Consider the following 16,167-nt stretch of genomic DNA (forward strand, 5'->3'; position numbering starts at 1 on the left):
GGAGGATACGGCAATGTGGCGTTTTTTGCAGGCCGTCAGGCCTGCGCTTACCCGGCTCAGCCGGCTCTCGCTCTACATCTCGGGTGTGGGACTGGTCTCCATGACGGCCATCGTCGGCTGGCAGGTCTTTGCCCGCTACGTGCTCAACGACACGCCCAGTTGGTCCGAACCTCTGTCGCTGCATCTGATGTCCTGGTTCATCCTGCTCGGCGCCGCCGTCGGCGTGCGCGAGAGCGTGCATCTGGGGCTCGACTTCGTCCGCCACTCGGCATCGCCAGCCGTTCAGCGCCTGATGGATCTCGTCAGCCTTTCCCTGATCGTGCTCTTTGGCCTTTCGATGAGCTTCTATTCGACCCTGCTTTCCGTCGGCACCTGGGCCGCGACGATCCCCGTGCTCGGCTGGCCGGGTGGCGTCGACTTCTTTCCGATGATCGCCGGCGGCCTGCTGATCGCGCTGTTTGCGGCAGAGCGGCTCGCCGATGTTGTGCTCGGTGAGGCCCCGGTCGCCGATATCGTTATTCAGGAGGCGGCATAGTGGCCTACAGCATTCTCTTCGGCACCTTCACCATCCTGATGATGATCGGCATGCCGATCGCGTTCTGCCTCGGCATCGCGTCGCTCGCCACCGTCATCTACATGGGCCTGCCGCCGATCGTCGTCTTCCAGCAGATGAATTCCGGCATGAACGTTTTTGCCATGATGGCGATCCCGTTCTTCATCTTTGCCGGCGACCTGATGGTGCGCGGCGGCATCGCCGACCGGCTGATCCGATTTGCCGCCGGCATCGTCGGCCATCTGCGCGGCGGCCTCGGCCAGGTCAATATCGTCGCCTCGACGCTGTTCGGCGGCATTTCAGGCTCCGCCGTCGCCGACGCATCCGCCGTCGGCGGGCTGATGATCCCGCAGATGGCGGCGCGCGGTTACGACCGCAGCTACGCCGTCAATGTCACGGTCAATGCGGCGATCATCGCGCTGATGATCCCGCCCTCGCACAACATGATCCTCTATTCAATCGCCGCCGGCGGCAATGTCTCCGTCGCCGATCTCTTCACCGCCGGCATCCTGCCCGGCCTTCTGCTCGCCGCAGCCCTGATGGTCACGGCCTATGTGGTGGCGCGGAAAAAAGGATACCCATCGGAGCCCTTCCCGGGGCTTCGCCGCCTCGGTTTCTATCTGCTCGCCTCGCTGCCGGGGCTGCTGCTGATCGGCATCATCTTCGGCGGCGTGCGCTCGGGCATCTTCACGGCAACGGAAAGCTCTTGCATCGCGGTGTTCTATGCCCTGCTCGTAGCACTTCTCGTCTACCGCGAACTCGATTGGAAAGGCTTCGTCGAGGCGGTGCTTCAGGCGGTGCGCACCACCGCGATGGTGCTGCTGGTGATCGGCACCGCCGCCTCCTTCGGCTGGCTGATGGCATTCCTGCAGGTCCAACAGGGCATGGTCGCCGCCATCAGCGCGATCTCCGACAATCCCATCATCGTGCTTTTGCTGATCAACATCATCCTGCTCTTGCTCGGCACCTTCATGGACATGGCGCCGCTGGTGATCATCAGCACGCCCGTGCTTTTGCCGGTGGTCAAGGCGTTCGGCATCGACCCGGTGCATTTCGGCGTGGTGATGATCCTGAACGCCGGCATCGGCCTCAACACGCCGCCGGTCGGCACCGTGCTCTTCGTCGGCTGCGCCGTTGGCGGCATTTCGATCCGCGAGGCGATGCGCACCATCTGGCCGTTCTTCGGCGCCAGCATCGCCGTCCTGATGCTCGTCACCTACATCCCCGGCCTGTCCCTCTGGCTGCCGAGCCTCTTCCGATAGCCGTCAGGCCGAGCGTTCAGGTTCGGGCCGATCCACAATTCGACCGCATTGCCCCGGCATCGCACCTGCGACACCGGGATGGAGGCGAATCGCGTGGCGCAGCGATCGGATGACAGACGTTTCACATCACTGGAAGCGCGCATCGATGCGGCCGCGCACCGGCTGCTCGACAGGCTTCCACGCGATGGCATCCCTGGCGGTCTGACGGAATTTCTCGTCTTCGGCATCAAACAGGCTTTCGCATGTCTCTTCGGCGGCGCCCTGCTCGCGCTGATGATTGCAACCAAGCTGTTCTGGCCGGACGAGATCGGCCTTGCCCGCTACGATTTCCTGTTCCTCGCCGCGCTCGGCATCCAGCTTCTCATGCTGGCCTTCAAGCTCGAGACCATTGCCGAAGCCAAGGTCATCCTGATCTTCCATATCGTCGGCACGCTGATGGAGATCTTCAAGACGTCCGTCGGTTCCTGGATCTATCCGGAACCCAGCGTCTTTCGCATCGGCGGCGTGCCGCTGTTTTCAGGGTTCATGTATGCCGCCGTCGGCTCCTACCTTGCTCGCGTGACCCGCATTCTCGATTTGCACTACACCCATTATCCTCCGCGCTGGGCAACAGTGCTCCTGGCTCTCGCCATCTATGCCAACTTCTTCACCCACCACTTCGTCGTGGATCTGCGCTATCTGCTGTTTGCCATCATCGCGATCCTGTTCTTTCGCACGACCGTGCACTACCGCGTCTTCCGGTTCCGGCATCGCATGCCGCTGCTGATCGGCTTTCTGCTCATTGCCCTGTTCATCTGGTTTGCCGAGAATATCGGAACGTGGTCGCGCGCCTGGATCTATCCCTCGCAACACGCCGGCTGGACGCTGGTGTCGCTGCAGAAGCTGGGTGCGTGGTATCTGCTGATGATCCTGTCCTTCGTGCTGGTCACGCTCGTCCACCGACCGCGCCCGCTGCAAGCGATGCATCAACTTCGGCAGGCGGGTGACCTGCCCATCGCGACGGCTGACCGAGGCGCCATCATCGGCGAGGCACCGCAGATCAGCCGGTGATATCAGGGGAAATATCCGTTGGGGGTGGTTCTGGCGTTGTCATCTCAGCACAGCTCTGAGCCGGGGAGCCGCGAAATCGACGAAGGCTCGCAGTTTCATCGGCACGTGACCCTGCGGCAGGTAGACCAGCTGAACCGGCAGCGCCGGATGTTCGAACGTCTCCAGCACCGGCACAAGCAGACGATCGGCAACCGCGCGTGCCGCCTGATAGGACAGAACGCGTGTCAGGCCGAGCCCGAAAATGGCAGCGTCGACTGCGGCCTCGGCCGTGTTGACCGCGAGGCGTGACCGGATCGGGGCAGCGATCTCGTCCTTCCCGTCGACAAAGCTCCAGGTCCGGTTCGACATCAAGCCTTCGAACGTGATGCAATCGTGGTCGGCAAGCTCGCTCGGATGACCCGGCTGTCCATTCCGACCCAAATAGCTTGGGCTCGCGTAGACGACCCGCCTTATCGTGCCGAGTTTCGTGGCGATCAGGTTGCTGTCCGGCAGGTTGCCGATCCTGAGCGCGACATCGATGTGATCGTCGACGAGATTGACGAGCCGGTCGCCCAAAGACAGGCGCATGTTGACGTCAGGGTTGGCTTTGAGGAAATCGACGACGACGGGCAGCACGTGCAGCCGTCCGAAGACGATCGGTGCCGTCATGGTCAGATCGCCCTTGATCGTCGTGTATTCCCCAGCCGCCACCCGTTCCGCCTCGTCGACACGCGCGAGGATTTCTCGCGCCGCGTCGACATAGGTTCGCCCGGCCTCCGTCAGCTGGATCCGGCGATTGGTTCGGGTGAGCAATTGCGCACCGAGATGGGTTTCCAGTTCCGAAACCTTGCGACTGACCGTCGCCAGCGGCATGCGAAGCCGCCGCGATGCGGCAGACAGGCTCCCGCCCTCGACGACGCCGAGAAGCACGGTCATTGCATCCAGTCGATCCATTTGCCTTCCAGTTTACGAGAATCCATCTACCAGAATGACATTCTACAACCAAATTCCGGAAGGGCATAGATTGTTGAGGAAGGCGGTTCATTCCGAAGCGCCCGTAGACGCTGAGCTCGCTCCGAGAAAACCGGTTCTCGCTGCCGAATGATTGCACATGGTGCTTCCGGCGGCTGATCCGTCGGCGGGCTGCGATACAAGAGGACACGCAAGATGAAACTTTACCGCCATCCACTCTCGGGCCACTCGCACCGCGCCCAGCTCTTTTTGGCTCTGCTGGGCGTGCCGCATGAGCTTGTCGACGTCGACCTCCTGGCAAAGGCCCACAAGGCGCCCGATTTCCTAAAGCTCAATTCCTTCGGACAGGTTCCGGTGCTTGACGATGACGGCACTATCGTGAGCGACTCTAACGCCATCCTCGTGTATCTCGCCAAGAAGCTCGGTCGCTCCGACTGGCTGCCGGAAGATCCCGCCGGCGCGGCGAAAGTGCAGAAATGGCTATCGGTCGCCGCCGGCGAAATCGCGTATGGCCCGGCCGCTGCAAGGCTCGTGACTGTCTTCGGCGCGGGTCTTCGGCCGGAGGAAGTGATCGCCAGGGCGCACCGCATCCTGCAACTGATCGAAGACGAACTCACCGACCGCGACTTCCTGCTCGGCAGCCGGCCGACGATCGCCGACGTCGCGCTCTACAGCTATGTCTCCAGTGCGCCCGAAGGCAACGTCGACCTCAGCGGCTACGCCAACGTCAAGGCCTGGCTTGGACGCATCGAGGCCCTGCCCGGTTTCGTGGGCTTCCAGAAAACGGCGGCGGGCCTCGCCGCCTGATTGCGCTGCCGGTGCGGAACGCTCCGCCCCGGCCTTTCCCGTCAGCAAGGAGAAAGCCGATGCCGGACACACTTGCACCGACCACCGCCGCGTCACCCTGGCACGAGGGCGAACTTGCCATTCAACGGAGTCTCGGGGTCGTCGAACGCATGGACGCGCCGGGCCGCAACTTCGTTCGCGCCTTCATGCCCGAGCAGCACCGGCAGTTCTTTCCGATGCTGCCCTTCATCGTCCTTGGCGCCGTCGATCCCGCCGGTGATGCCTGGGCAAGCCTGCGGGCGGGCGAACCGGGTTTTATACAGGCACCGGACGCACACGCCCTCGAACTTCAGCTCCCCCGCGACGGGAACGACCCCGCAGACAATGGCATGGAGGACGGCGACGCTATCGCCTTGCTGGGCATTCAGCTTGAAACCCGGCGCCGCAACCGGCTGAACGGCACCATCCGCCGGCCGGCGGACGATCGCTTTGCCGTCTCCGTCGGCCAGAGCTTCGGCAACTGTCCGCAATATATCCAGCTGCGGGATTTCTCGTTCGTGCGTGAACCAGCCGCTCCACCGCGGACGCGCGCCGTTCACCTCGGCGGTCTCGATGCGCGCACGAAAGAAATCATCGCTAACGCCGACACATTTTTCGTCGCCTCCTATGTCGACCGCGACGACGGTGAGCGGCAGGTCGATGTTTCCCATCGCGGCGGCAAGGCCGGTTTCGTGCGTATCGGCGAGGATGCCGTGCTGACGATCCCCGATTTCGCCGGCAACCTGTTTTTCAACACGCTGGGCAATTTCATGCTCAACCCCAAGGCAGGGCTGCTTTTTGTCGATTTTGCCACCGGAGACATGCTGCAAATGACCGGCGAGGCGGAAGTCGTCCTCGCCTCGCCGGAAATCGACGCATTCCAGGGCGCGGAACGCCTCTGGCGCTTTCGACCGCGGCAAGTGGTCTACCGTCCGGATGGTTTGCCACTTCGCTGGTCTGATCGCGAGGCTGGTCAGTCGCCCAATTCGCTGATGACCGGCGATTGGCAGCAGACGGAGGATCGGCAGCGCGCCGCCGCCCGCGCCGGGGAATGGCGCCCGTTTCGGATCGTGCGGACACAATCGGAGAGCACCACCATCCGCTCGCTCTACCTCGAACCGGCTGATGATGCCGGTCTGGCGCCGTTCCGCGCCGGCCAGCATCTGTCGATCCGGCTGCAGATGGACGGCAAATCCGTGGTTCGAAGCTACACGCTCTCAGCCGCCCCTTCGGACGGGCCCTATCGCCTCAGCATCAAGCGCCAAGGCGCGGCTTCGTCCTTCCTGCACGATCTCGGACCGGGCGACATTGTCGAAGCGCGGGCGCCGGCCGGCAGCTTCGTCATCGACGCTACGGAGCGCCGTCCGGCGGTGCTGCTTGCCGCCGGTGTCGGCATCACTCCTGTCATCGCGATGTTGCACGACGTCCTCTATGAGGGCTTGCGCAAGCGGAGAATCCGTCCGACGTGGCTGTTCCAATCGGCCCGCAGTCTGGACGAACGCGCATTCGGTGAGGAGATTGCCTCCCTCGTCGATGCCGGCCAGGGCAAGATCCACCTGACCCGCGTGCTCAGCCAGGCGGATGGCGCACGCAAGGGCGAGGACTACGACGCCGCCGGACGCATTGATATGCCGTTGCTGCAATCCGTCCTGCCGTTCGACGATTACGACTTCTACCTCTGTGGCCCGCGGGCTTTTATGCAATCGCTCTATGACGGGTTGCGTGGGCTCAACGTCGCCGACGCCCGTATCCACGCGGAGACCTTCGGCCTGTCCTCGCTGACGCGCAGCGCTGATCCCGGAGTGCCGGCATCGGCAATGCCACCGTCGAGTACGCCTGTGCGCATCATCTTTGCCACCTCGGCCAAGGAAGCACGCTGGCAGCCGGGCGAAGGCACGTTGCTCGACCTGGCCGAGGCGCGCGGCCTTTCGCCCGAATACGGCTGTCGCAACGGCAGCTGCGGCAGTTGCAGTACCCGCGTCCTCGAGGGCGAAGTCGCCTATCCCCAGCAGCCCTCGTTCGAGGTCAGGCAGGGGGAGGCTTTGATCTGCTGCGCCGTGCCGGCGGAAAATGACGGGCAAGCCCTCCAATTGGCCGTCTAACTCAGCTGCACCATGGCCTGCGACACGCCGAGCAGCGTCGGCGCTAAGCTTTCGGAGAATCGTGCAAGGATGCCGGAGCGCTGTTCTACCGCTCGATCGAGCGGATAGAGCAAGGTGACTTTCAGAGCCGGGGACGTTCTCGGCCCATCTAGAAAGGAACCAGCCATGTCCAACGTTCAAGGAAAAGTCGTCGCCATCACCGGGGCCAGCAGTGGCATCGGCGAAGCGACTGCGCGCCATCTGGCTGCAGCAGGTGCCCACGTCGTCCTTGGCGCCCGCCGCGCCGACCGGCTGGCGACCCTTGCCGGCGAAATCCGCGCGGCCGGCGGCACCGCCAGCTTCCAGGCGCTCGATGTTACCGACCTTACCGACATGCAGGCCTTCGTCGCCCATGCGGTTTCAGAATTCGGCCGGCTCGACGTCATCGTCAACAATGCCGGCGTCATGCCGCTGTCGCCGCTGTCCGCCCTCAAGGTCGACGAGTGGAACCGGATGATCGATGTCAACATCCGCGGTGTACTGAACGGCATCGCTGCCAGTCTGCCCCTCATGAACGAACAAGGCCGCGGACAGATCGTCAACCTCTCGTCGATCGGCGGTCATGCGGTGTCGCCGACCGCAGCCGTCTATTGCGCGACCAAGTTTGCCGTCCGGGCGATCTCCGATGGCCTTCGACAAGAGACAGATCGCATCCGCGTCAGCGTCGTCTCGCCGGGCGTCACCGAATCGGAACTGGCGGACAGCATCTCCGACGAAAGCGCCCGCAGCGCAATGCGCGACTTCCGGCGCATTGCCATCCCGGCCACCGCCATCGCTCGGGCCATCGCCTATGCCATCGAGCAGCCTGACGATGTCGATGTCAGCGAGATCATCGTTCGCCCGACGGCAAGCCCGCACTGATCCGGTTCAAGCGGAGCGCACGCAGATGAAGCACACTTTTCCAACAGCAATGGCAGCGGGAGCCTGGACGACGTTCGGCCTTGTCCTTTCCGCCATCTCGCCAGATCCGTCATCGGCACGGGAGAAAATCATGCAGCAGGCGCCGCACCCCTATGTCGGCATGTGGGTGACCGAAGACGGGCATGTCCGCCACAACCTGCAGCCCAATGGCCGTTACGACGAAGCGCGCGGCAAGCGACAGAGCGCCTATCGGGGACGTTATTGGGTGACCGGCGATCATATCGACTATGTCGACGATACCGGCTTTACCGCCGACGGCAATTTTGTCGACGGCGTGCTCCACCACGGCGGCATGACCCTGCGCCGGAAAGACGAGTGACAGAGGGAGCGGCGGCCGACGACATCTGCCGCTCCCTCGATATCCCGTTGAACTTGCCCTCGAAAAAGACCAACCTTTTCGGGGCGCCATTCCCCAGCGAAGGAAAACGGCCTTGGGCGATCTCGAAGAATTCCAGCAACTGATGGAGCGCAACAGCGGCATCGACGGCGTGCTGTCGACAAGGATACCGCACCTCATCCTGATCCGGTCGTCGAACCCGACCGAACCGATCCACACGTTGCATCAACCCGCCGTCTGTTTCATTGCGCAGGGATCCAAGCAGGTGATGCTGGGTGATACGGTGCAAACCTACGATCCCAACCGGTATCTCACCGTTTCGGTCGACCTGCCGGTCATCGGTCAAGTCATCGACGCATCGACGGAAAAGCCCTATCTCTGCCTGCGCCTCGATCTGGACCCGGCCATGTTGAGCGCACTGGTGATCGAGATGGGGTCATCGCCGTCCGATGCCGGCGCCCCGGGACCCGGCCTGTTTCTCAGCGATACGACGCCCGAAATGCTTGACGCCATCGTCCGGCTGCTGCGCCTGCTCGACCGGCCGGATGAAATCGCCGTGCTGGCGCCGCTGGCAGAGCGCGAGATCCTTTTCCGGCTCCTGATGGGCGAACAGGGCCATCGCCTGCGCCAGATTGCCCGCGCCGAAAGCAAGCTGACCCAGGTCAACCGCGCGATCGACCTCATCAAACGCGACTTCCGCAAGCCGCTGCGCATCGAGGATCTGGCGGCAAGAGCCAATATGGGCCTGTCGTCCTTTCACCAGCACTTCAAGGCGGTGACGGCGATGAGCCCGCTGCAATACCAAAAGCAGCTTCGGCTACAGGAAGCCCGCCGGCTGATCCTCGGTCAATCCATCGATGCGGCGACGGCGGGCCACCATGTCGGCTATGACAGCCCGTCGCAATTCTCACGCGAATATGCCCGCCTTTTCGGTGCGCCACCGCTGCGCGACATTGCGCGGTTGCGGGCAGCGCCTTCCTACCTGCTCGAGGCCTGAAATGCGGGAACGCATCGGAACCTTGCCGAGGCCCGAAGGGTTGCTTGTTCTCATGCCGGACTGGGCTATTGATAGTGTGCCCGGCTGGCCCCAGCGCAAACCACCGGCACCTCAAGGGCGGGACCCGCAATGAACAACGAACAGATCCGCGACATCGTTCTCTGGCTGTCCGAAGAAGGACTGAAAGGCCTGGAAGAACCCGAAATGCTTGCCGGTTTCTGTGAGAAATGTCGCGCCGCAGGCATCGACCTTGCGCGGGCGCAAGGGCTGATCGACACGCTGCATCCGGAGTTCGAAGGACGCGCGTTCCAATGGAACAGCGAAAGCGATGTGACGCCGGAGGTCGTGCAATACTCCGCGACCACGGGAGGAGAAGCGCAGGCGAACTGGCATCGCTCGATCTTCTACCACATGCTGACGGCACGCGAACCGGAGCGGCGCGTGCGCCTCGCCCACGAGCCTTCGGTCCCCTACCAGGTCCTCGACCGCCTGAAGGAAGAGGGACATACCGATTGCCTCAACATGATCCACCATTTCACCGACCGGGGTCGCGTCGGCGAAATGGACTGTTTCTATTCCTATTGGACCACGCGCCGGCAAACCGGTTTTACCGACGAGGAGATCGCGGCCCTTCGCATTCTGCTGCCGACCCTGGCGCTTGCGGTGAAGACCACGTCCTGCGTCCGCATTATCGGCACGCTTGCCGACGTCTATCTCGGCGCCGACGCGGGCAGGCGCGTGGTCGAAGGCAGCATCGTGCGCGGCGAGGCCGAACGCATCGAAACCGTCATGTGGTTTTCCGACCTTCGCAACTACACCCGGATTTCCGACACGGCCGCGCCGGAGGACATCATCCCGTTCCTCAACGACTATTCGGGCATGGTCATTTCGGCCATCCACGATCACGGCGGCAGTGTCCTGAAATTGATCGGCGATGGCGTGCTTGCCATCTTCAGTGCGGAAGAGCCGACCACCGCCTGCACCAATGCCATCGCCGCCGAGCGGCAATTGCGGCGCATGCTGGTGGCGTTGAACGCCCGCCGGGAAGAGGAGGGAAAGCCGACAACCGATGTCTATCTCGGCCTGCACATCGGCGAGGTATTCTACGGCAATATCGGCAGCCAAAACCGACTCGATTTCACCGTCGTCGGCCCTGCCGTCAACGAAGTCAGCCGCATCGCCTCGATGTGCCGCTCGATCGAGCGGCAGGTGATCATGTCGGCGGATTTCGTCGAGGCCTGCCCGCAGCAGCTGCAGGCGGACGCTGTCTCGCTCGGGCGTTTCGCGCTGCGCGGGATTGCCCGCGCCAAGGAACTGTTCACCTGGGATCCGGAACTGTTGACGGACTGATGCCCCGGATCAAACGCCGCCCTTGGCAAAAACACCGGCCAGCCAGTCGATGAAGACGCGCACGCGCGGCGAAAGCTGGCGGTTGCGCGGATAGAGCAGGAAAACCGGTGTCGGCGTCGGGCGGCAGCTTTCAAGCACCTCGACCAACCTGCCCTCATGCAGGTCGCGCTCGACATGGTATCGCGGCACCTGAATGAGCCCGAGCCCCAGCCGAGCGGCGGCAACGAAGCTTTCGGCGGCATTGACTGCGACCGTCACCGGCAGCGCGACGTGTTCGACCTTGTCACCAACCTTGAACTCGAGCGGTATCGGAGCGCCTGAAGTCGACGAACGGAAACCGACCATGTGGTGCCCTTCCATGGCATCGAACCTTTCGGGCCTGCCGTGGAGAGCAATATAGCCGGGTGCCGCGCAGGTGATCTCGTCCAGCATCGTCATGCGTCGCCCGATCATGTCGCTGTCCTGCGGCTCGCCGACCCGCAGCACGCAGTCGATGCCCTCCCGCACAAGATCGACCAGCCGGTCGCCCTCGCTCATGTAAAGCTCGATCTCCGGGTAGGCCGCAAGAAAGGCGGGCAAGCTCGGCAACACGAAGTGTCGCGCGAGCGTGCCGTGCACGTCGATGCGCAGCAGGCCCTTGGGTTTGGCACCGGCAAAGGCCCCTTCCGCATCCTCGATATCAGCGAGAATGGAGAGACAGCGCTGATGGTAGGCGGCGCCATCCAATGTCGGGCTGACATGTCGTGTCGTTCGCTTCAGCAGGCGAACGCCCAGTCGCGCTTCCAGTTGCTTGACCGCATCCGTCACCGTCGAGCGAGGCAGGCCGAGATCATCAGCGGCCTGCGTGAAACTGCGCCTCTCGACGACACGTGAAAACACGCGCATGGCGTCGAACCTGTCCATTTGTTCGGCATCTCCGGATTATGTTGCCAGATTATGCATGATTATCCGGGGCGAGGAAGACGTCATCTTCTCCTCATCAACGAAGCAAATCCGCTTCGCGACCAAGGAGAAGCATGATGCAGGACCAAACAGACAGGGTTGCCATCGTGACCGGCGCCTCGCGCGGTATCGGCGCGGCGATTGCCGAACGCCTGGCCGCTGACGGCTTCACGGTCGTCATCAACTATGCCGGCGACGCAGCTTCCGCCGAAAACCTGGCCTGCAGGATCGAAGCAAACGGCGGCCGCGCCTTGACCGCCAAGGCCGATGTCGCCGATCCCGAAGCGGTCAAGCGCATGTTCGACGCAACCGAGGCCGCCTTCGGCGGCATCGACGTACTCATCAACAATGCAGGGATCCTGAAGACTGCGGCGCTTGCCGAAACCAGCGATGACGAGTTCGATCGCCACTTCGCCATCAACACCAAGGGCACCTTCAACACGCTTCGCGAAGCGGCAAGGCGCATGCGCAGCGGCGGCCGGATCGTCAACTTCTCCTCGACGACGCTTGCCCTCAACCTGCCGGGCTATGCCGTCTACAACGCCACCAAGGCGGCCGTCGAAGCACTGACGCACGTCTTTGCCAAGGAGCTTCGTGGACGCGATATCACCGTCAACGCCGTGGCGCCGGGCCCTGTTGCGACGGACCTGTTCCTGTCGGGCAAAAGTGAGGATCTTGTCGCACAATTTGCCAAGATGCCGCCGCTGGAGCGGCTTGGCCAGCCGGGGGATATCGCCAGCGTCGTGGCGTTCCTGGTGGGGCCTGCCGCCGGCTGGGTCAACGGCCAGATCCTGCGCGCCAATGGCGGCCTTGCCTGATACGTTCGACCCACCGACCAATGATGTGGGGTGCGGACTGTCGCTTTACTGGCTGACCGCGCCGGTGGAAGCCCGCGACTGGTGGCGCTGCCAGAGTTCGGCCTGCACCTCAGCCTGAAATGCCATGACCTGCTCACGCATGTCTTCTTCGGAGCAACCGAGCGCAAGCAATTCGTCGGCAAGCTTCCGGCATTCGCGCCTCCAATATTTTACGGCGTCGTCACCATGGAGATCTTCGAGGTCGGCAGCGCAGATGCGAATGGTGCTCAGTCTTCTCGCCATCGGAAACGGAACGACCTCGCGTCCGCCAAACACCGCTGCTTCATCTGATCTATCGCCTGCCATTGCTTCAATTTCTCCCCTGGTGATTCCCTCTTCTACGAAGCTTATGGTTAACGTTTTCTTCCTCTCGCCCCGCGTTCCGTCTCATCGGGGGATCACACGCTCGGGTTGGTGTCATTTGTGACGGCGTCTCTTCGCTTTTCCGTCGCATATCTGTTGGCTTCCGGCTAAAAACATGACATTTGAGCTCAGATTTTAAGGCCGTTCCCGAGCGGCTGCCCATGTGAGTGCGGTTGTCATGCTGAAGCGCTTCTTCGCGTTCTACCGGCCCTATCGCGGCCTCTTCATTCTCGATTTCACCTGCGCGGTGCTGTCCGGCCTCTTGGAGCTCGGTTTCCCGGTCGCGGTCAAGCTGTTCGTCGACCAGCTGCTGCCCAGCCAGGAATGGACGCTGATCCTGCTGGCCTCCGTCGGCCTTCTCGTCGTCTATCTCGTCAATACCGGCCTGATGGCGACGGTCACCTATTGGGGACACATGCTCGGCATCAACATCGAGACCGACATGCGCCGCCTGGCGTTCGACCATTTGCAGAAGCTCTCCTTCAGCTTCTTCGACAATCAGAAGACCGGCCATCTCGTCGGCCGGCTGACGAAGGACCTTGAAGAGATCGGCGAAGTTGCCCACCACGGTCCCGAGGACCTGTTCATCGCGATCATGACCTTCATCGGCGCGCTGCTGTTGATGATGACGGTGCACTGGCAACTGGCGCTGATCACGGCGGCCGTCGTGCCGATCACCGCCTGGGTCACCAGCCGCTATGGCGGACGCATGGCCAACAATTTCCGCAACCTCTATGGCCGTGTCGGCGACTTCAACGCCCGCATCGAGGAAAATGTCGGCGGCATCCGCGTGGTCCAGGCCTTTGCCAACGAAGAACACGAACGCAGCCTGTTCGAGACCGACAACCAGAATTACCGCCAGACGAAGCTCGAGGCCTATCGCATCATGGCCGCCAGCACGTCGCTCAGCTACATGAGCATGCGGCTGACGCAATTGATCGTCATGATCACCGGCAGCTATTTCGTGTTGACCGGGCAATTGACCAATGGCGGCTTCATCGGCTTCCTGCTTCTCGTCGGCGTGTTCTTCCGTCCTGTCGAGAAGATCAACTCCGTCATCGAGACCTATCCGAAGGGCATCGCCGGCTTCCGGCGCTTCATCGAACTGATGGAAACCGAGCCCGATATCGAGGATCGCCCTGACGCGGTCGACGTCAAGGGCCTGCGCGGCGACATCACCTATCGCAACGTCTCCTTCGGCTACAGCGCCGACAAGCCGACCATTGCCAACATCGACCTGACGATCAAGGCCGGCGAGACCGTGGCCTTCGTCGGCCCGTCGGGCGCCGGCAAGACGACGATCTGCTCGCTGCTGCCACGCTTTTACGAAGTCGCCGAAGGCAGCATCACCGTCGACGGGATCGACATCCGCGACATCAAGCTCGCCTCGCTTCGCGGACAGATCGGCATCGTGCAGCAGGACGTCTTCCTGTTCGCCGGCACGATCCGCGACAACATTGCCTATGGACGCCTCGGCGCAAACGAAGCGGATATCCTCGATGCCGCCCGCCGGGCAAAGCTCGACGGCATGATCGCCGCACTGCCCGACGGCATGGACACGGTTATCGGAGAGCGCGGCGTCAAGCTTTCCGGCGGTCAGAAGCAGCGTTTGGCGATCGCGCGGATGTTCCTGAAGAACCCCTCGATCCTGATCCTCGACGAAGCCACTTCGGCGCTCGACACGGAAACCGAAACGGCGATCCAGCAATCGCTGGCCGAGCTTTCCAAGGGTCGCACCACCCTGGTCATCGCTCATCGCCTGGCGACGATCCGCGATGCCGACCGCATTATCGTCGTCGATACGAACGGCATCAGCGAGCAGGGCCCGCACGACACTCTGCTCGCCGCCAAGGGCACCTATAGCCGGCTGTATCACGCCCAGGCCGGATTGCGCTGAGGAGACGCGGGAGCGCGGTTGCAACTGCGTTGACGGAGCGGTAGGTACGAAACCGATCCGCCCGTCCGGGCGGCAGATTTCCCTCCCGACCGACTGGCATTGCACACCATGACGACCCTGGATCTTCCCGCCCTCGAACGAGCCGTCCACGCCTTGCCACAGCAGTACCGGGGGCCGGGCGGCGTCGTCGGCGTGGTCAAGGATGGCCAGGTCATCCTGAAGCACGTCTGGGGCTATGCCGATCTCGCCGCGCGTAAGCCGATGTCACCCGACACGCTGCTGCCGATCTGTTCCATCAGCAAACACTTCACCTGCGCGGTGCTGCTCGACACGGTGGGCGATCCCGCCAGGCTCGATGGCGCACTTGACGCCTACCTGCCGCTGATCGAAGGCAAGCGCCCCACCGGTGCGCAACTCTGCCACAACCAGTCGGGCCTGCGTGACTACTGGGCTCTGACCGTACTGCAGGGCGCCGTAGCCGATGGCGTCTTTCGTCGCGAGGACGCCCGGCCGCTGCTGTCGCGCGCCCGTTCGACCCATTTCGAGCCGGGCACGCGCTATTCCTATTCGAACGGCAACTACCGGATCCTCGCCGACCTCATCGAGGACTATACGGGCCGGTCGCTGTCCGAACTCTACGATCGCTCCGCTTTCGGTCCGGCCGGCATGACGACGGCCGCCCTCACCCCCGACACCAGCGTGTCGCCGAACGGCGTGATCGGTTACGAAGGCAACGAGGCCACGGGGTACTTCGAGGCCACAAACCGGATCTATTGGGCGGGCGATGCCGGCATTTCGGCAACGCTCGACGACATGCTGGCCTGGGAGTGCTTCATCGACCGCACGCGCGACGATGACGACGGCCTTTACCGCCGGCTTTCCGCACCACAGACCTATGCGGATGGAGGGGCCGCGACCTATGGCTTCGGCCTTGCCCACGAGACGATCGGTGACGTCGCGATCACCGGCCATGGCGGCGCCTTGCGCGGCTTTCGCTGCCGCCGGCTGCATGCGGCCAGCGAACGCCTATCGATCGTCGTGATGTTCAACCACGAGGCCGACGCCCACGCCGCAGCCACCGCCCTGATGAAGATCGCGCTCGGCCACCGCGATGCCGAGACGGAGGTCGGCGCCTGGGAAAGCCAGCAGTTCGGAACCTTCCTTGAGCCGGAGACCGGTCTTGCGCTGTCGACCCGGCCCCTCGCGACCGGGCGGCTTGAACTGCGTTTTGCGACCGCGGGCGACGTTCTGCAGATCGGAACGGATGGTACCGCCCGCTCCGGCGCGGTCTCGCTTTCGGCAAACGACACCGGCCTGCAGATGGGGCGCGAGCGCGAGAACCTCGTAACGACGGCCCAGAGGGTCGCCGGCAAGGCAAAGCCCGACATCGCCGGGCGCTACCACTCCGCCGAACTCGACGCCGATATCGAAATCGTGTCGACCAACGGCGTCTTCTTTGCCGGCTTCGAGGGCTTGCTCGGCAAGGGCGCGATGCATGCGATGCAGCCGGTTGCGGACGATATGTGGCTTGTCAGCTGCAAGCGTTCGATGGATGCGCCGGCGCCAGGGGACTGGACCGTCAGAATCCATCGCGATGGTGAGGGCGCCGTGTCCGGTCTGACGATCGGATGCTGGCTTGCCCGGCAGATCGGCTATATCAAGGTCGGCTGAACGACAGGTCCTGGGTGTGACGAGACGCGCCGACAACAGAGATGGACGGA

Annotated in this window: 15 protein-coding genes; 12 read left to right on the forward strand and 3 right to left on the reverse strand. The window is 63.2% G+C overall.

The window, feature by feature from the left end:
• Positions 1-13 precede the first annotated feature (13 nt).
• From AC07UR_RS32365 to AC07UR_RS32375, 3 genes are all read left to right on the forward strand, one after another.
• Positions 14-535: a TRAP transporter small permease gene (locus AC07UR_RS32365; protein WP_209793042.1), complete on the forward strand. Its 522-nt coding sequence runs from the start codon at positions 14-16 to the stop codon at positions 533-535.
• The gene (locus AC07UR_RS32370; protein ID WP_173421124.1) at positions 535-1,815 is read left to right on the forward strand and encodes a TRAP transporter large permease; all 1,281 of its coding nucleotides are present in this window, start codon (positions 535-537) and stop codon (positions 1,813-1,815) included. The genes AC07UR_RS32365 and AC07UR_RS32370 overlap by 1 nt, the downstream gene beginning before the upstream one ends.
• A 93-nt stretch (positions 1,816-1,908) precedes the next feature.
• The gene (locus AC07UR_RS32375; protein ID WP_327795901.1) at positions 1,909-2,865 is read left to right on the forward strand and encodes a DUF817 domain-containing protein; all 957 of its coding nucleotides are present in this window, start codon (positions 1,909-1,911) and stop codon (positions 2,863-2,865) included.
• Between the two features lie 39 nt (positions 2,866-2,904).
• On the opposite strand, the gene AC07UR_RS32380 is transcribed toward AC07UR_RS32375, so the two are convergent.
• The gene (locus AC07UR_RS32380) at positions 2,905-3,798 is read right to left on the reverse strand and encodes a LysR family transcriptional regulator (protein WP_209793046.1); all 894 of its coding nucleotides are present in this window, start codon (positions 3,796-3,798) and stop codon (positions 2,905-2,907) included.
• Between the two features lie 213 nt (positions 3,799-4,011).
• On the opposite strand from AC07UR_RS32380, the gene AC07UR_RS32385 reads away from it, so the two are divergent.
• The 6 genes from AC07UR_RS32385 to AC07UR_RS32410 all read left to right on the forward strand — a co-directional run bounded on the left by AC07UR_RS32385 (position 4,012) and on the right by AC07UR_RS32410 (position 10,387).
• The gene (locus tag AC07UR_RS32385; protein WP_209793048.1) at positions 4,012-4,623 is read left to right on the forward strand and encodes a glutathione S-transferase family protein; all 612 of its coding nucleotides are present in this window, start codon (positions 4,012-4,014) and stop codon (positions 4,621-4,623) included.
• A 59-nt stretch (positions 4,624-4,682) separates the two neighbouring features.
• Positions 4,683-6,743: a 2Fe-2S iron-sulfur cluster-binding protein gene (locus tag AC07UR_RS32390; protein ID WP_209793049.1), complete on the forward strand. Its 2,061-nt coding sequence runs from the start codon at positions 4,683-4,685 to the stop codon at positions 6,741-6,743.
• 165 nt (positions 6,744-6,908) lie between these two features.
• Positions 6,909-7,643 (forward strand): SDR family oxidoreductase, encoded by a 735-nt coding sequence (locus tag AC07UR_RS32395; RefSeq protein WP_209793051.1) that lies wholly within the window; start codon positions 6,909-6,911, stop codon positions 7,641-7,643.
• A 130-nt stretch (positions 7,644-7,773) separates the two neighbouring features.
• Positions 7,774-8,022 carry an Atu4866 domain-containing protein gene (locus AC07UR_RS32400; RefSeq protein ID WP_234942073.1) on the forward strand — a complete coding sequence of 83 codons (249 nt, stop codon included), beginning with the start codon at positions 7,774-7,776 and terminating at the stop codon, positions 8,020-8,022.
• Between the two features lie 112 nt (positions 8,023-8,134).
• Positions 8,135-9,037, forward strand: a complete 903-nt coding sequence (locus AC07UR_RS32405; RefSeq protein WP_234942074.1) for an AraC family transcriptional regulator — start codon at positions 8,135-8,137, stop codon at positions 9,035-9,037.
• A 129-nt stretch (positions 9,038-9,166) separates the two neighbouring features.
• Positions 9,167-10,387 (forward strand): adenylate/guanylate cyclase domain-containing protein, encoded by a 1,221-nt coding sequence (locus AC07UR_RS32410; protein WP_173421130.1) that lies wholly within the window; start codon positions 9,167-9,169, stop codon positions 10,385-10,387.
• Positions 10,388-10,396: 9 nt separating this feature from the next.
• On the opposite strand, the gene AC07UR_RS32415 is transcribed toward AC07UR_RS32410, so the two are convergent.
• Positions 10,397-11,290, reverse strand: a complete 894-nt coding sequence (locus AC07UR_RS32415; protein ID WP_209793055.1) for a LysR family transcriptional regulator — start codon at positions 11,288-11,290, stop codon at positions 10,397-10,399.
• 116 nt (positions 11,291-11,406) lie between these two features.
• Between AC07UR_RS32415 and AC07UR_RS32420 the strand changes: the two genes are divergently transcribed.
• Positions 11,407-12,147, forward strand: coding sequence for an SDR family oxidoreductase (locus tag AC07UR_RS32420; protein ID WP_412728431.1), 741 nt, complete (start codon positions 11,407-11,409; stop codon positions 12,145-12,147).
• 45 nt (positions 12,148-12,192) lie between these two features.
• Here the strand turns inward: AC07UR_RS32420 and AC07UR_RS32425 are convergent, their stop codons facing one another.
• Positions 12,193-12,492: a DUF6074 family protein gene (locus AC07UR_RS32425; protein WP_173421133.1), complete on the reverse strand. Its 300-nt coding sequence runs from the start codon at positions 12,490-12,492 to the stop codon at positions 12,193-12,195.
• A gap of 235 nt (positions 12,493-12,727) precedes the next feature.
• On the opposite strand from AC07UR_RS32425, the gene AC07UR_RS32430 reads away from it, so the two are divergent.
• Positions 12,728-14,446: an ABC transporter ATP-binding protein gene (locus tag AC07UR_RS32430; protein ID WP_209793091.1), complete on the forward strand. Its 1,719-nt coding sequence runs from the start codon at positions 12,728-12,730 to the stop codon at positions 14,444-14,446.
• A 108-nt stretch (positions 14,447-14,554) separates the two neighbouring features.
• The gene (locus AC07UR_RS32435) at positions 14,555-16,117 is read left to right on the forward strand and encodes a D-aminopeptidase (protein ID WP_209793057.1); all 1,563 of its coding nucleotides are present in this window, start codon (positions 14,555-14,557) and stop codon (positions 16,115-16,117) included.
• Positions 16,118-16,167 lie beyond the last annotated feature (50 nt).

It is taken from the genome of Ensifer sp. GW821-FHT05G01 (genome assembly GCF_059419585.1).

Excerpts from the sequence above, each read along its gene's own strand:
- AC07UR_RS32365 (WP_209793042.1), top strand. The coding sequence starts at position 14 with ATGTGGCGTTTTTTGCAGGCCGTCAGGCCTGCGCTTACCCGGCTCAGC.
- AC07UR_RS32380 (WP_209793046.1), bottom strand. The coding sequence starts at position 3,798 with ATGGATCGACTGGATGCAATGACCGTGCTTCTCGGCGTCGTCGAGGGC.
- AC07UR_RS32385 (WP_209793048.1), top strand. The coding sequence starts at position 4,012 with ATGAAACTTTACCGCCATCCACTCTCGGGCCACTCGCACCGCGCCCAG.
- AC07UR_RS32390 (WP_209793049.1), top strand. The coding sequence starts at position 4,683 with ATGCCGGACACACTTGCACCGACCACCGCCGCGTCACCCTGGCACGAG.
- AC07UR_RS32395 (WP_209793051.1), top strand. The coding sequence starts at position 6,909 with ATGTCCAACGTTCAAGGAAAAGTCGTCGCCATCACCGGGGCCAGCAGT.
- AC07UR_RS32400 (WP_234942073.1), top strand. The coding sequence starts at position 7,774 with ATGCAGCAGGCGCCGCACCCCTATGTCGGCATGTGGGTGACCGAAGAC.
- AC07UR_RS32410 (WP_173421130.1), top strand. The coding sequence starts at position 9,167 with ATGAACAACGAACAGATCCGCGACATCGTTCTCTGGCTGTCCGAAGAA.
- AC07UR_RS32415 (WP_209793055.1), bottom strand. The coding sequence starts at position 11,290 with ATGGACAGGTTCGACGCCATGCGCGTGTTTTCACGTGTCGTCGAGAGG.
- AC07UR_RS32420 (WP_412728431.1), top strand. The coding sequence starts at position 11,407 with ATGCAGGACCAAACAGACAGGGTTGCCATCGTGACCGGCGCCTCGCGC.
- AC07UR_RS32425 (WP_173421133.1), bottom strand. The coding sequence starts at position 12,492 with ATGGCAGGCGATAGATCAGATGAAGCAGCGGTGTTTGGCGGACGCGAG.
- AC07UR_RS32430 (WP_209793091.1), top strand. The coding sequence starts at position 12,728 with ATGCTGAAGCGCTTCTTCGCGTTCTACCGGCCCTATCGCGGCCTCTTC.
- AC07UR_RS32435 (WP_209793057.1), top strand. The coding sequence starts at position 14,555 with ATGACGACCCTGGATCTTCCCGCCCTCGAACGAGCCGTCCACGCCTTG.